The organism is Arabiibacter massiliensis, assembly GCF_902386925.1.
GTDB lineage: Bacteria > Actinomycetota > Coriobacteriia > Coriobacteriales > Eggerthellaceae > Arabiibacter > Arabiibacter massiliensis.
In genome coordinates this window covers 3,121,129-3,135,009 of sequence record NZ_LR698996.1, presented here as the reverse complement: position 1 = coordinate 3,135,009, position 13,881 = coordinate 3,121,129, and the positions used below count along the sequence as shown (strand labels likewise).

Below are 13,881 nucleotides of genomic sequence, written 5' to 3'. Positions count from 1 at the left end.
GTGGAGCCAATTCTTTTCGTTGAATCAGCCTTTATCGCCGGGGTATTATTCCCACAAGAAGAAAGAACGTCTCGGCTCGTTCCTATAGCTTAACGCCTGAAAGAGCCTTGCTGACGCGAAACGACTCAGGGCATCACAAACGCCGAACGGCTAGCAAGACTATCAAGGGGATACAAAACGGCAAAAGAGGGTTTTCTGAATAGGGGTTGGAAAATTGAGCGGAAATGATAATATGAATTGCAACAGAGCCGGAGGTAGCTGCAGAAATGCCAGCGTAAAGCCTTCGGCCGTTGCTTTTTCTGAGCCCTTCGTCCCTCAAGCCGATCCGGGCAAACCGATGAGCCTGGAGGACATGAAACTCCGTGCAAAGGATTCCGGATTCTCCGACGGCGATTCCGGGGCTGCTGAGTTCATCTTGCGCAGGGTGAGCTACCAACATTTAAGCGAGTACTTCCCCTTGTTCGAGAGCGAAGAATGCAGTTGCTCGAAAAGCTTTAAAAATCTCAATCGCATAATGGTGCTCGATCGCAAATTCCAGTCGATACTTATGGAATACATAGGGTTGTTTGAAATGCAGATGAGATCACGCTACTCCAACGAGATGTCGCTGAGATATGGGGCTTTCGCGCATCGAAATAGAAAACTGTTCAAAAACGGGGACTACTTCAACTCCTTCATTCGAGAATATTCGAAGCTTGTCAGCAGGTGCAATCAGAGAAACGGATCCCGCCAGAAAAGAGACATCGAACGATATGGAGACATGCCGATCTGGGAAGCCGTCGAGGAAATGCCCATAGGGATGGTTTCCCGATTGTTCAGCAACACAAAAAGCCCCAAAGTGAAAGACGCTGTAGCGGAATCGTTTGGAGAAGATCGCGAGCATCTGGAAAGCTGGCTCGGCACACTCACGTTCTCTCGAAACAGGTGCGCGCATTTCGGTCAGTTTCTAGGAACTCGCTTACCCGTAATGCCAAAGAAGATGTCCTTTGTTGACGCAGACAATTCGCAGCCCTTTTACGTGGCTCTTTTGATCATGCGCCTTATGAGAACCAATTGGCACTACGGAGACTTGAGTCTGCTCCCATCCGTGACGATGGCTATGGAAATCAACCACCTGTTCAACTCGTTTAAAACACTGCTTCCATGCGCCGGAGTGCCTGCAGAATGGAGCGAGCTGATAGCAAATCCCGATGTTTCGGGCATTGGCATATCCATCAACTACGGCCCTCCCCAATCGGAGGAAGACAGCATTCCATACGATGCGAGGACTACAAAGCTCAAGCTCAAAAGAACCTGATTATTCTTGCCGCCGGAGCGCGCATAGATGTCAAGGCGACTTAGCATGAGGAAAGACCGCTTCATGGCAGGGGTCGCGTTTTCTCGCGCACTCGCCCAAACGCCGCCGGCCCCTCCCCTCCCGGCGAGAGAAGCCGCACCATCGAACACCCCGCCCCAAACCCTCCTCGAACCAGGGACGGAGAGGCGCAATGCGAAGCGAGCGCCCCCTCGCAGCGGAGTCAACCTCAGGGCGGGGTCGGAAAGGGGCCTGAGGCGAGTTCCGCACGAGCCGAAACGTCCAGTGGACGTTTCGTGCGAGCCAGGACTGCCGAGCCGCAGGCCTCTTTCCGACCCCGCCCTGAGGTTGAATCAACAAGAAAGGGCCCTCGCATCGGCGAGGGCCCCAAATCAGTGCAGGTTGTTCAACCGGCGTTTAGGAAGCGAACAGCTCGATGGAGTCGCCTTCCTTGAGCGTCACCATGGCCTTCTTCCAGGTGCGGGTCTTGCCCAGCTGGTAGCGCACGCGCTTCGGCTTCGGCTTCACGGTGAGCGTGTTCACCTTGACCACCGTCACGTCGAAGATGGCCTCAATGGCCTGGCGGATCTCGATCTTGTTGGCATCCTTCGCCACCTCGAACGTGTAGGTGTTCTTCTCCATCTGGTCGTAGCTGTGCTCCGTGATGACGGGGCGGATGATGACCTCGCGGGGATCCTTCATTATGCAAGCACCTCCTCGATGCGCTTCAGGGCGTCGGCCGTGAACACGAGCGCTTTGTTGTCGATGAGCTCGTAGGTGTTCGCCGCCGCGACGGGCAGGATGTTCACCGTCGGGATGTTGCGGAACGACAGGTACGCGTTCACGTCGTCGTCGTTCACCACGATGGTCGTGCGGCCCTCGAGGCCCATGGCCTTCAGGAACGCCACGGCGTCCTTCGTGCGGGGCTTCTCGAAGTTGAAGCCGTCGACCACGAACAGCTGCTCATCGGCCAGCTTGGCGGACAGCGCCGAGCGCATCGCCAGCTTGACCTCCTTGTTGTTCACGCGGAAGGCGTAGGAACGCGGATGCGGGCCGAACACGGTGCCGCCGCCGGCCCACTGAGGGGCGCGGATGGTGCCCTGACGGGCGCGGCCGGTGCCCTTCTGGCGCCACGGCTTCTTGCCGCCGCCGCGCACTTCGCCGCGGGTCAACGTGCTGTGCGTGCCCTGGCGCCAGGACGCGCGCTGGGCGCGCACCACCTGGTGCATGACGGGCACGTTCGGCTCGATGCCGAACACGGAGGGCGCGAGCTCGGCGGTGCCGGCCTGCTTCCCGCTCATGTCTTTGATATCGATAGTCGTCATGATATGCAAGCTCCTTTTGGATTCACTCAATTACGCCATGCGGACGCGGACGATGGCGTTCTTGCCGCCGGGGATGGCGCCCTTGACGAGGATGAGGTTCTGCTCCTCGTCGATGCGGACGACCTCGAGGTTCTTCACGGTCACCGTGTCGACGCCCATGTGGCCGGGGAGCTTGAGCCCCTTGAACACGCGGGACGGCGTGGCGCACTGGCCCACCGAGCCGGGAGCGCGGTGGAAGTGCGCGCCGTGGCCGCCCGGGCCGCCGCGGAAGCCGTAGCGCTTCATGACGCCCGCGAAGCCCTTGCCCTTCGACGTGCCGGTGACGTCGACCTTCTTCGTCTCGGCGAACGCGGCCACCGTCTGCTCGTCGCCCACGTTGTACTCGCCGGCGCTCTCCACGCGCACCTCGCGCAGGTAGCGCACGGGAGCCACGCCCTGCTTGGCGAAGTGACCCGCCATGGGCTTGTTGACCTTCTTCTCCTTGATGGCGCCGAAGCCCAGCTGCACGGCCTCGTAGCCGTCGCTCGCCTTCGTCTTCACCTGGCAGACCTTGTTGGGCTCAGCCTGGATGACCGTCACCGGGATGACGCGGTCGTCCTCGCTGAAGATCTGGGTCATGCCGATCTTCTTGCCGTAGATTGCGTTAATCATCGTCTGACCCCCTTTACAGCTTGATTTCGATGTCGACGCCGGCGGGGAGGTCGAGACGCATCAGGGAGTCGACCGTGTTGGGGGTCGGCTCGAGGATGTCGATCAGGCGCTTGTGCGTGCGCATCTCGAACTGCTCGCGGGAGTCCTTGTCCACGTGCGGGCCCTTGACGACGCAGTACAGGTTGCGCTCCGTCGGCAGCGGGATCGGACCGGACACTTTGGCACCCGTCTTCTGGGCGGTGTCGACGATGAGCTTGGTGGACTGGTCCACGATCTCATGATCGTACCCCTTGAGACGGATGCGAATCTTCTGATTAGCCACTTACTTTACCTCCGAATATCTCGCGCGCACGCCTTAGGCGTTGCCGCCGGCCTTGCTGATAATTTCCTCCGCCACGTTCTTCGGCACAGCCTCGTACGAGTCGAACTGCATCGTGTACGAAGCGCGGCCCTGCGTCGTGGAACGCAGGTCGGTGGCGTAGCCGAACATCTCGGACAGCGGAACCTTCGCCTTGATGGTCTTCGCGTTGCCGCGATCGCCCATGCCCTGGATCTGGCCACGACGGCTGGAGAGGTTCCCCATGACGTCGCCCATGTACTCCTCGGGCGTCTCCACCTCGACGGCCATCATCGGCTCGAGGATGACGGAGTTGCCCTTCTTGAGCGCCGCCTTGATGGCCATGGAGCCGGCCACCTTGAACGCCGCCTCCGAGGAGTCGACCTCGTGGTAGGAGCCGTCCACCAGCTCGACGCGCACGTCCACCACCGGGTAGCCGGCCAGCACGCCGGAGTTCAGCGCCTCCTGGATGCCGCGGTCGATGGGAGTGATGTACTCCTTCGGCACGACGCCGCCCACGATCTTGTTCTCGAACAGGTAGCCGTCGCCGGGCTTCTGCGGGAACATGTTGATGACCGCATGGCCGTACTGGCCGCGGCCGCCGGACTGGCGTACGAACTTGCCCTCGACGTTCAGGGCCTCCTTCGTGGCCGTCTCGCGGTAAGCGACCTGCGGCTTGCCGACGTTGGCCTCCACCTTGAACTCGCGCAGCAGACGGTCGACGATGATCTCGAGGTGCAGCTCGCCCATGCCGGCGATGATGGTCTGGCCCGTCTCCTGGTTGGTGGACACGCGGAAGGTCGGGTCTTCCTCGGCCAGCTTCTGCAGGGCGATGCCCATCTTGTCCTGCTCGGCCTTGGTCTTGGGCTCCACCGCGATGTCGATGACGGGCTCGGCGAACTCCATGGACTCGAGGATGATCGGCTTGTCCGCGTCGCACAGCGTGTCGCCGGTGGACGTGTCCTTCAGGCCCACGACCGCCACGATGTCGCCCGCGGCGCAGCCGTCGATGTCGACGCGCTGGTTGGAGTGCATCTGCAGAAGACGGCCGATGCGCTCCTTCTTGTCCTTGGAGGCGTTGGTCACGTAGCTGCCGGAATCGAGCTTGCCCGAGTACACGCGCAGGTAGGTGAGCTTGCCCACGAACGGGTCGGTCATGATCTTGAAGGCCAGGGCGCTGAACGGCTCCTTGAAGTCGGCGCTGCGCTCGTCCTCCTCGCCCGTGTCGGGGTTGGTGCCCTTGATGGCGGGGATGTCGATGGGAGAGGGCATATAGTCGACCACGCCGTCGAGCAGCTCCTGCACGCCCTTGTTCTTGTAGGACGAGCCCACGAACACGGGATGGATCTCGCAGGCGATGGTGCCCTTGCGCAGGGCGGCCTTCAGCTCGTCGACCGTGACCTCCTCCTCCATGAGCACCTTCTCCATGAGGTCGTCGTCGCAGTCGGCAGCGGCCTCCAGAAGCTCCTGGTGGCGCAGCTCGGCCTCCTCGGCGAACTCGGCGGGGATGGCATCCATGGGCTCGGGGTAGGTCATGCCCTTGTCATCGGCCTTGAAGTCCCAGGCGGTCATCGTCACGAGGTCGATGACGCCCCAGAAGTTGTCCTCGGCGCCCATGGGCATCTGCACGGCGATGGCCGGCGCGCCCAGGCGGTCCTTCATGGTGTCGATGGCGTGGAAGAAGTCCGCGCCCACGCGGTCGTACTTATTGATGTAGGCGATGCGGGGCACGCCGTACTTGCTGGCCTGACGCCACACCGTCTCGGACTGCGGCTGCACGCCGGCAACGGCGTCGAACACCGCGACCGCGCCGTCGAGCACGCGAAGCGAGCGCTCCACCTCGGCCGTGAAGTCCACGTGGCCGGGCGTGTCGATGATCTGGAAGCGGTACTCCTTGCCGTCGTCGGCACCGCCGGGGTACTTCCAGAAGCACGTGGTGGCGGCGGCCGTGATGGTCACGCCGCGCTCCTGCTCCTGCACCATCCAGTCCATCGTCGCGGCGCCGTCGTGCACCTCGCCGATCTTGTGGGTCTTGCCCGTGTAGTAGAGGATGCGCTCGGTCGTCGTCGTCTTGCCCGCGTCGATGTGGGCCATGATGCCGATGTTGCGCGTATCCTTCAGTTCCAGTTTAGCCATATGGTCGAATCCCCCTTAGAAGCGGTAGTGCGAGAACGCACGGTTCGACTCGGCCATCTTGTACAGGTCCTCGCGCTTCTTCACCGACGCGCCGGTGTTCTCGGAGGCGTCCATGATCTCGGCGGCCAGGCGCTCCTTCATCGTGTGCTCCTTGCGCTTGCGCGAGAAGTCCACGATCCAGCGGATCGCGAGCGTGGTGGCGCGGCGGGAGTTGACCTCCATCGGCACCTGGTAGGTGGCGCCGCCGACGCGCTTGGGCTTGACCTCGAGCGTGGGGCGGACGTTGTCCATGGCCTTCTTGAAGACGGCCAGCGGGTCGCCCTCGGTCTTCTTCTCGATGATGGCGAAGGCGCCGTAGACGATGTTCTCGGCCGTGGCCTTCTTGCCGTCAAGCAGGATCTTATTGATCAGCTGCGTGACGAGGCGGTTATTGTACTGGGCGTCCGGCTGGACCTCTCGACGGACTGCTGCTGCACGACGCGGCATGTGTTCTCCTTCTGATTCCTGCGCGCTTCGGGACGGCTTTCTTCCCGTCCATTAGGCCCCCGTCGCCTCCCCCTTTGGAAAGCGTCGGCCTCGCGGCCCGCGCGGCTTAACGGTTGCTTACTTGGGGCGCTTGGCTCCGTAACGGCTGCGGGCCTGACGGCGCTTCTCCACCGACGAGCAGTCGAGCGCGGCGCGGATGACCTTGTAGCGCACGCCGGGCAGGTCCTTGACGCGGCCGCCGCGCAGCAGCACCATGGAGTGCTCCTGGAGGTTGTGGCCCTCGCCGGGGATGTAGGCGGTCACTTCCATGCCGTTGACCAGGCGCACGCGGCAGACCTTGCGAAGGGCCGAGTTCGGCTTCTTCGGCGTGGTCGTGAACACGCGGGTGCACACGCCGCGCTTCTGCGGGTTGCCCTTGAGCGCCGGCGTCTTGCTCTTGTCGACCGACTTCTTGCGGCCCTTGCGGACCAACTGGTTGATAGTAGGCAAAGCTTCTCTCCTTTTACCTCTTGCTTGTTCCGATTCTCCTGTGCGTTCAGCTGATCCACACAGGAAAACATACGCCCCGCACGGGACGCGAACGAGCACTCTACCATCCGCCATCTGGGTTGTCAAACGCCACGCACCCGGGAGTATCTATAGGTAGTGGTGCACGTTTGCGCAGGTGGACGAGCGATTGGCAGCCGAACGCACAGGTTTTCTCCACGCAATCGAGAAATAATTTCGCCGCCGAGCGAACGCCGTCCCTGTCATCCTGAGCGGAGCGGAAGAGCCCCCTCTTGTCATCCTGAGCGAGCGAAGCGAGTCGAAGGATCCCCTGCGGCGTCAGCCGGAAGGCTTTGCGGCCTGACGGCCCGCGCGGGATCCTTCGACTCCGCGCTGCGCGCTCCGCTCAGGATGACAGGAAATCCCCTTGAGAATGCATCGAGTGACGGTCATTCGATGCGTCGGCCGTCTAGCCCTCGGCTTCCTCCAGGATGAGGGCCTCGGCGAGGCGGGCGGCGCCTTCGAGGTCGGCCACTTTGATGTGCTCGTCGGGCGAATGGAAGGCGGCCATGCCGATGCCGAGCGTGACGGCGCGCACGCCGCGGGACGCGAGCACGTTGGCGTCGGCCCCGCCGCCTGAGCGATGCAGCCTGGGCTCGAGGCCGGCCGCCCGCGCGGCGCGGGAGATGGCCTGCACCAGCTCGTCGTCCTCGTCGTAGAGCACGGCGCCGTAGCTCTTCGTCCACGCTACCTCCACGGAGCCGCCGAAGCGCGCGGCGGCGTCCTCGAGCGCGGCGGTCATGGCGGCCTTCTGCGCCTCGGCGCGCTCGTCGTAGAGCGAGCGGCACTCCCCCGCCAGCTCGCACGACTCGGGCACGACGTTCGTCTCGCGGCCGCCCTGGATCATGCCGATGTTGGCCGTGGTGGCCTCGTCGATGCGCCCGAGCGGCATGGCGGCAACGGCGGCGGCCGCCATCGCGATGGCCGACACGCCCGTCTCCGGCGCCACGCCCGCGTGCGCCGCCTTCCCCGCGAAGCGCGCCTCGAGGTTCCAATGGCACGGCGCGCCCACGATCACGGTGCCAGGCGCGCCGTCGGCGTCGAACACGTAGCAGGGCGCGCCTTGCGGAAGCTCGCCCGCCGCGAGCGCCCCCGAGCCCAGCAAATGCAGCTCCTCGCAGGTGGTGAGGAGCACGACGATCTCAGGCCTGGGCGTGCCCGACTCCACGACCGCGCGCACGCCCTCCAGGATGGCCGCGACGCCCGCCTTGTCGTCGGCCGAGAGGATGGTGTCGCCGGCCGAGCGCACGACGCCGTCCTCTACGACGGGCTCAATGCCCGCGCACGGGCGCACGGTGTCCAGATGCGCCGACAGCACGACGCTGCCTGCGGCGGTGCCGGGCAGGCGCGCGATGAGGTTGCCCGTGTCCGAGCCCGTCTGCGCGGCAGATTCGTCGAAGCGCACCTCGAAGCCCAGATCGCGCAGCTCGTCTGCGCAGCGGGCGGCCATCGCGGCCTCGTGGCGCGAGGGGCTCTCGATGCGGACGAGTTCGAAGAAGAGGTCGAACAGGCGCTGCGGGTTCATGGCGGATCCTTCCGGTGCGGTATCGATGGGGCGTTTCGCCCGCCTGCGCGCGACGCTCGGGGCGTGCCCGGTGGCGCGCGGACGGCGCGGCCCATTATAATGCTGGGAACAGGGCAGCGCGCGACGATCTCGGAAACGGGGCGGACGGAGCGCGCACGACACGCGAGGAGGACCTATGCTGCACGACACCATCAAGGCCTGCCGAAGCTATCGGCGTTTCGACGAATCCGAGCCGCTCAGCCGCAAGCAGCTCGTATCCTGGGTGGACGCCGCCCGGCTCACGGCCTCGAGCGGCAACGCGCAGCCCCTGCGCTTCGCGGTCGTCCACGACGAGGAGGACCGCGCCCGCGTGTTCGCCTGCTGCGCCTGGGCCAAGGCCCTGCCCGACTGGGACGGCCCCGCGCCCGGCGAGCGCCCGGGCGGCTACATCGTCGTCTGCCGGGACGTCGAGCGCACGCTCGCCGACACGTTCACCGCCTGGGACGAGGGCATCGTCGCGCAGACCATCATGCTGCAGGCGGTCGAGGCGGGCTACGGCGGCTGCATCGTGGGGTCGTTCAAGAAGCGGAGCCTCGCCGAAGTCCTCGGCATCGACGCGGAGCGCTTCCAACCCGACCTGGTGCTCGCGCTCGGCAAGCCCGTGGAGGACGTGCGCATCGTGGACATGCCCGCCGACGGCGAGACGGCGTACTGGCGCGACGACGCGGGCGTCCACTACGTGCCGAAGCGCGCGCTTGCCGACGTGCTGCTGTAAGCTTATGTCATCCTGAGCGGAGCGCGCCAGCGCGGAGTCGAAGGATCCCGTGAGGCGATAGCGGGGAGCGCCACGGCTGGCGCCGCGCGGGATCCTTCGACTCGCTACGCTCGCTCAGGATGACAAGTTACGAGCCCAGGATGCGGGCGGCCACTTGCTTCTTGCGGGAGAGCACGCCGGGCATCCAGGTGCCGCCCACGCCCGTGCATTCGATGCCGAACACGCGGTTCACGATGCGGCGGTTGCCCTCGCAGAGGAACTGGCTGCCCTCGGCCATGATGTCGGTGACCATGAGCAGCACGAACTCGTAGCCGTGGTCGTCGCGCAGCTGCCGCATGTGCTCGCGGATCTCCTGCTCGCGCTCCATCACGGAGGGCAGGTCCACCGTCTCGTGCTGGGCGATGAGCACGACGGCGTCGCCGATGAGGAACTCCTTCGCGTCGGCGCCCACCAGCTTCTCCACCTTCATGTCGCCCTCGCCGCCGCGGCACTTGAACACGGCCAGGCCGAACTCCACGGGGTCGACGCCCGCGATGGCGGCCAGGTGGTCCACCTGCTCGCGATCGACGTAGGTGGCCGTGGGCGACTTGAGGATGACCGTGTCGGTCATGATGGCGGACAGGAGCACGCGCGCGATCTCCGGCGGGATCTCCACGCCGTGGCGGCGGAACTCCATGGTCACGATGGTGGCCGTGGATCCCACGGGCAGGTTCAGGAACTTGATGGGGTTGGCGGTCATGACGTCGGCGATGCGGTGGTGGTCGACGATCTCCACGACGTCGGCCTCCTCGATGCCGTTGGCGGCCTGGCGCGTCTCGTTGTGGTCGACGAGCACCACCTTGCGCTTCGGGCGCACGGCCACGTCCGAGCGCGTGACGATACCGATGGCGAACCCGTCGTCGTCGAGCACCACGGCTTCGCGCAAGGCGCTTGCCATGAGGTCCTCGATAGCCTCCTTGAGCAGGCCGTCCTTGTCGAGCACGAGCACGTCGGTCTCGGTGATGTCGTCCACCTTCTGCCCGAGCGAGGCGATGAGGTCGCCCGCGACGGCCATCTCGTTGGCACCGCCCTCCTCGAGCGCGTCGGTGGCGGCGATGTAGCGCTCGGCGATCATGCGGGTGGTGATGAGGCCGCGGTAGGTGCCGTCGTCGTTGGTGACGACGAGCGCGCGCACGTTGTGCTGCCGCAGCAGCCGCCCGGCCTCGAGCAGCGTGGCGTCGTGGCCGATGGAGATGGGATCCGGCGTCATCACGTCCATGACGCGCGCGTGCACGTGCGCGATCACCTCCGGCGCGGGGATGCCGCTTTCCCCGAGGACCCATGCGCTCTCCGGCGGCAGCGGGCCCAGGCGCGCGGGCACGTAGACGCACGAGGGCTTCCCGTCCTCGGCCTCGCGCTCGGCCAGGCGGTTCTTGAGGTAGGCGTAGCCCACCGCCGCGCTGATGGAGTCGTTGTCGGGATTCTTATGGCCCACGACGATGATGGGTGACGGCATATGCTCGCTCCTTTGCCATGAGGCCCTCGTGCGCCCGGAGGGCCCGTCTTCGCGTTGCTGGGGGATCCGGTCGGACGCGCGCCCGAGCCGGCGACCTCCAGTATACCGCCCGTTCGCAGCGGGCAAGGCCCCGTTCGGGTTTCGTCGCCAAATCTCACGAAAGTGCGGGCGAAAGGGCGCGGGTTGCGCTACCATGGCGGCGGCGCGCGCAGAGGGCGCGTCCGCGAGACGAGGAGGGGGCGCATGGAGACGCTCGGATTGACCGATATCATCGGGCCCGTCATGGTGGGCCCGTCGAGCTCGCACACGGCGGGCGCGCTGCGCATCGCCTCCATGGCGCGCGGCCTGTGCTTGGCCGAGCCGCGAACGGCAGAGTTCCGGCTGTTCGGATCGTTCGCGCACACGCTCACGGGGCACGGCACCGACAAGGCGCTCGTGGCGGGCATGCTGGGGCTTTCGGCCGACGATCTGCGCATCCGCGACTCGTTCGCGCTGGCCGAGGAGGCGGGGCTCGCCTTCTCGTTCGAGCCGGCGCCGGACGCGGACGATTACGACCACCCCAACACCATCGACATCCGCGTGACCGACGCCGCCGGCAACGTCATGGACGTGCGCGGCGAGAGCGTGGGCGGCGGGGCGGCCGTCATCCGCCGCATCGATGACATAGACGTGCGCATCACCGGCGAGAACACGAGCCTCGTCGTGTGCCAGCGCGACGAGGCGGGCGTGCTCGCGCACATCGCCACCTGCATCAGCGAGCACGGGGTGAACATCGCCACCACGCGGGTGTTCCGCAGGCGCAAAGGCGACGTGGCCTACACCGTGCTCGAGACGGACCAGGCGGTGGGCGACGCGGCGAAGGCGGCCATCGAGAAGCACCCGGCCATCCTCGACGTGCGCATCATCCCCGGCGAGGCGCGGGCAGGCCTCGGGCGCTGCGGGGCGGGCGATGAGGCCGACGCGCTCGAGCGGCTTGCGGCGCTCGACTTCGCGAGCGGATCGGCGCTGCTCAGCCTGTGCGAGGGGCGGGACGAGACGATCTCCGAGGCCTTCCTCGCGCGCGAGGCGGCGCTGGCGGCGAGCCTGGGATGCGCGGACGGCTCGGCCGAGTACCTGGGCCGCGCGCTCGCCGTAATGCGGGAGGCCGCCGAGGGGCCCTTGCGCGAGGCGCAGCCCTCCATGGGCGGGCTCATCGGGGGCGAGGCGCAGGCGATGGAGGCGCTGAGGGCGCGCGGAGACGGCGTATGCGACGAGCAGCTCGCGCTGGCGAGCGCGCTGGCGATGGCGGTGCTCGAGACGAACGCGTCGATGGGCCGCATCGTGGCCGCCCCCACGGCGGGATCGGCCGGCGTCATCCCCGGCGTGCTGCTTTCGCTGCAGCGCACGCGGGGCCTCTCGGACGACGATCTTGCGCGCGGCCTGGCCTGCGCGGCGGCCGTCGGCTACCTGATTACGCGCAACGCCACGGTGTCGGGCGCGGAGGGCGGATGCCAGGCCGAGATCGGCTCGGCGGCGGCCATGGCGGCGGCCGCAGCCGTGGAGCTTGCCGGCGGCTCGCCCGCGCAGTGCCTCGATGCGGCGGGCAACGCGCTCACGAACATGATGGGGCTCGTGTGCGACCCCGTGGCGGGCCTCGTGGAGGTGCCGTGCCAGAAGCGCAACGCCGCCGGCGCGGCCATCGCCCTCGTGAGCGCGCAGATAGCGCTCGCGCACATCGGCAGCCTCGTCGACTTCGACCAGACCGTGGAGGCGATGTTCAAGGTGGGCCGGTCGCTGCCCTTCGAGCTGCGCGAAAGCGCCCTCGGCGGCATCGCCGCCACGCCGTCCGCCTGCGCCTGGTGCCCCGTCACGCCTCCCCTTCGTTCACCAGTTCGATGAGCTCGGCGCGCACGTGGATGCCGAGCTTCTGGTAGATGCTCTTGATATGGGACTTCACCGTGTTCTCTGACACGAACAGCTTCTCCGAGATGCCGTGCACCGTGCGCCCCTGCGCCAAGAGCGCGAAGATCTCCGCTTCGCGCGCCGTGAGCTGGTGCTCGCGGGCCAGAAACGCGCAGCGCTCGGCGAACCACTGCTCCTCGCGCACCACCACCTGCGGGGCGGGCGCGGCCGCCTCGTCGGCACCGGGGTCCTTGTCCCTGAACAGGACGAGCGAGAGCATGGACAGCAGGTAGAGCGACACGAGGGCCACCACGGTGAGCGTGAGGCTTCCCGCCGTGAAGCGCGACGCGTTGAAGAACCCCACGAGGATGCCCGCGAGCTGCGCGCCGTTCGTACAGGCGAGCGCCGTCGAGAAAACGAGCGCCGAGGGCAGTCGCGTGTCGCGCGCCATGTCGGCCAGCATGCACCACAGGATGATGCTCGCCACCATGGAGCCGAGCTGGGCGAACGCGTTCACGATGCCGCCGGCCGCGTTCCACAGAAGCGGCAGCAGCAAAAACCCGGCGGCCGAAAGCGGCAGCGCCATCTTGTACAGGCGCCCGATGTTGAACGGCTTCTTCATGAACAGGGCCGGAAGCAGCAGCAGCGCCACCACCACCGCCGACGTGACGATGGACGTCTGCTGCACGGTGGACAGCGGCAGCTGCTGCTGTCCCGATATCTGCATCATCAGCCCGCTCATGAAGCAGAACACCGCCGTGCCGAACACGGGCCGCCACAGGCGCGTCGCGGCGCTTCTCATCACGGGGCGCGAATACTCGCTGTCGATGCGCGCCCGGATGTCGAGCGAGCGCTTCACGAACACCGACGAGGCCACGAACACCACCGCGGTGGCCGGGACGATGACCTCCGGCGGCAGAAACGTCATGCCGAAGTACACGACCAGGCTGAGCACGTTGCACACGAGCACGTACAGGTACACCGCGCGCAGCGTGAGCGTCTTGCAGAAGCGCGCCCACAGAAGCACCATCACCGCGTCGCCCGCGCCCAGGCACACGCCGCCGAACAGAAGCCACGGCAGGATGCGCGAGAAGTCCACGTCGTGGGCGAACTGCAGCGCCATGCCGCACACGAGAAAGCCGAACAGCGCGATGCCGCACGCGGCGAGCACCGAGACCACCGTCTGCGGACCCGACGATTTCAGCGAGCAGAACGCGATGGCCGCGAACACGGCGATGCGCGCCACGAGCACCGTGGCCAAGAACAGCGTCTGCGAGGCGGGATCGAGCGCGTCGGCCGGCGCGAAGATGGTGAACGAGTGGAAGGCGATGTAGGAGAACACGAGGTACAGCGCGTACCCGCCGAAGAACACCGCATCGCGCGTCCTCTCCATGCCGAGCGCCTCCCGCAGCTGTCCCATGCACCCCTCCCCTTCCAGGGCGGCCCCTCCC

Annotated in this window: 13 protein-coding genes; 3 read left to right on the top strand and 10 right to left on the bottom strand. The window is 66.1% G+C overall.

Features of this window, described 5'->3' with window-relative positions; genetic code table 11:
• The first annotated feature begins 232 nt into the window (after positions 1-232).
• Entirely contained in the window at positions 233-1,297 is a 1,065-nt protein-coding gene (locus FX134_RS13430) for an Abi family protein (RefSeq protein ID WP_080802995.1), read from the top strand.
• 414 nt (positions 1,298-1,711) lie between these two features.
• Here FX134_RS13430 and rplW read toward each other — a convergent pair whose 3' ends face one another.
• The 8 genes from rplW to FX134_RS13385 all read right to left on the bottom strand — a co-directional run bounded on the left by rplW (position 1,712) and on the right by FX134_RS13385 (position 8,300).
• Positions 1,712-1,996 carry a 50S ribosomal protein L23 gene (gene rplW / locus FX134_RS13425; protein WP_080802992.1) on the bottom strand — a complete coding sequence of 95 codons (285 nt, stop codon included), beginning with the start codon at positions 1,994-1,996 and terminating at the stop codon, positions 1,712-1,714.
• A complete protein-coding gene (gene rplD / locus FX134_RS13420; protein WP_080802990.1) occupies positions 1,996-2,619 on the bottom strand; it encodes a 50S ribosomal protein L4 in 624 nt (207 codons plus the stop codon). Before rplD ends, rplW begins: the two co-directional genes overlap by 1 nt.
• 30 nt (positions 2,620-2,649) lie before the next feature.
• Positions 2,650-3,270: a 50S ribosomal protein L3 gene (gene rplC / locus FX134_RS13415; RefSeq protein ID WP_080802988.1), complete on the bottom strand. Its 621-nt coding sequence runs from the start codon at positions 3,268-3,270 to the stop codon at positions 2,650-2,652.
• Positions 3,271-3,283: 13 nt separating this feature from the next.
• Positions 3,284-3,592: a 30S ribosomal protein S10 gene (rpsJ, locus tag FX134_RS13410; RefSeq protein WP_009304899.1), complete on the bottom strand. Its 309-nt coding sequence runs from the start codon at positions 3,590-3,592 to the stop codon at positions 3,284-3,286.
• Positions 3,593-3,625: 33 nt separating this feature from the next.
• Entirely contained in the window at positions 3,626-5,743 is a 2,118-nt protein-coding gene (fusA, locus tag FX134_RS13405) for an elongation factor G (protein ID WP_080802985.1), read from the bottom strand.
• 15 nt (positions 5,744-5,758) lie between these two features.
• A complete protein-coding gene (gene rpsG / locus FX134_RS13400) occupies positions 5,759-6,229 on the bottom strand; it encodes a 30S ribosomal protein S7 (protein WP_080802982.1) in 471 nt (156 codons plus the stop codon).
• Between the two features lie 117 nt (positions 6,230-6,346).
• On the bottom strand, positions 6,347-6,718 hold the full coding sequence (gene rpsL / locus FX134_RS13395) for a 30S ribosomal protein S12 (protein ID WP_080802979.1): 372 nt from the start codon (positions 6,716-6,718) through the stop codon (positions 6,347-6,349).
• A 466-nt stretch (positions 6,719-7,184) separates the two neighbouring features.
• Complete coding sequence (locus FX134_RS13385; RefSeq protein WP_080802976.1) at positions 7,185-8,300, bottom strand: M20/M25/M40 family metallo-hydrolase; 1,116 nt, start codon at positions 8,298-8,300, stop codon at positions 7,185-7,187.
• A 175-nt stretch (positions 8,301-8,475) separates the two neighbouring features.
• Here FX134_RS13385 and FX134_RS13380 point away from each other — a divergent pair, with 175 nt between their 5' ends.
• Positions 8,476-9,054 (top strand): nitroreductase family protein, encoded by a 579-nt coding sequence (locus tag FX134_RS13380; protein ID WP_172623493.1) that lies wholly within the window; start codon positions 8,476-8,478, stop codon positions 9,052-9,054.
• A gap of 127 nt (positions 9,055-9,181) precedes the next feature.
• Here FX134_RS13380 and FX134_RS13375 read toward each other — a convergent pair whose 3' ends face one another.
• Positions 9,182-10,549, bottom strand: a complete 1,368-nt coding sequence (locus FX134_RS13375) for a putative manganese-dependent inorganic diphosphatase (RefSeq protein WP_080802973.1) — start codon at positions 10,547-10,549, stop codon at positions 9,182-9,184.
• A gap of 243 nt (positions 10,550-10,792) precedes the next feature.
• On the opposite strand from FX134_RS13375, the gene sdaAA reads away from it, so the two are divergent.
• Positions 10,793-12,427, top strand: coding sequence for an L-serine ammonia-lyase, iron-sulfur-dependent, subunit alpha (gene sdaAA, locus FX134_RS13370; RefSeq protein ID WP_080802970.1), 1,635 nt, complete (start codon positions 10,793-10,795; stop codon positions 12,425-12,427).
• Here the strand turns inward: sdaAA and FX134_RS13365 are convergent.
• Positions 12,396-13,850, bottom strand: coding sequence for a helix-turn-helix transcriptional regulator (locus tag FX134_RS13365; RefSeq protein WP_080802966.1), 1,455 nt, complete (start codon positions 13,848-13,850; stop codon positions 12,396-12,398). The genes sdaAA and FX134_RS13365 overlap by 32 nt on opposite strands.
• Positions 13,851-13,881: the final 31 nt, after the last annotated feature.

Excerpts from the sequence above, each read along its gene's own strand:
- FX134_RS13430 (WP_080802995.1), top strand. The coding sequence starts at position 233 with ATGAATTGCAACAGAGCCGGAGGTAGCTGCAGAAATGCCAGCGTAAAG.
- rplW (WP_080802992.1), bottom strand. The coding sequence starts at position 1,996 with ATGAAGGATCCCCGCGAGGTCATCATCCGCCCCGTCATCACGGAGCAC.
- rplD (WP_080802990.1), bottom strand. The coding sequence starts at position 2,619 with ATGACGACTATCGATATCAAAGACATGAGCGGGAAGCAGGCCGGCACC.
- rplC (WP_080802988.1), bottom strand. The coding sequence starts at position 3,270 with ATGATTAACGCAATCTACGGCAAGAAGATCGGCATGACCCAGATCTTC.
- fusA (WP_080802985.1), bottom strand. The coding sequence starts at position 5,743 with ATGGCTAAACTGGAACTGAAGGATACGCGCAACATCGGCATCATGGCC.
- rpsG (WP_080802982.1), bottom strand. The coding sequence starts at position 6,229 with ATGCCGCGTCGTGCAGCAGCAGTCCGTCGAGAGGTCCAGCCGGACGCC.
- FX134_RS13385 (WP_080802976.1), bottom strand. The coding sequence starts at position 8,300 with ATGAACCCGCAGCGCCTGTTCGACCTCTTCTTCGAACTCGTCCGCATC.
- FX134_RS13380 (WP_172623493.1), top strand. The coding sequence starts at position 8,476 with ATGCTGCACGACACCATCAAGGCCTGCCGAAGCTATCGGCGTTTCGAC.
- FX134_RS13375 (WP_080802973.1), bottom strand. The coding sequence starts at position 10,549 with ATGCCGTCACCCATCATCGTCGTGGGCCATAAGAATCCCGACAACGAC.
- sdaAA (WP_080802970.1), top strand. The coding sequence starts at position 10,793 with ATGGAGACGCTCGGATTGACCGATATCATCGGGCCCGTCATGGTGGGC.
- FX134_RS13365 (WP_080802966.1), bottom strand. The coding sequence starts at position 13,850 with ATGGGACAGCTGCGGGAGGCGCTCGGCATGGAGAGGACGCGCGATGCG.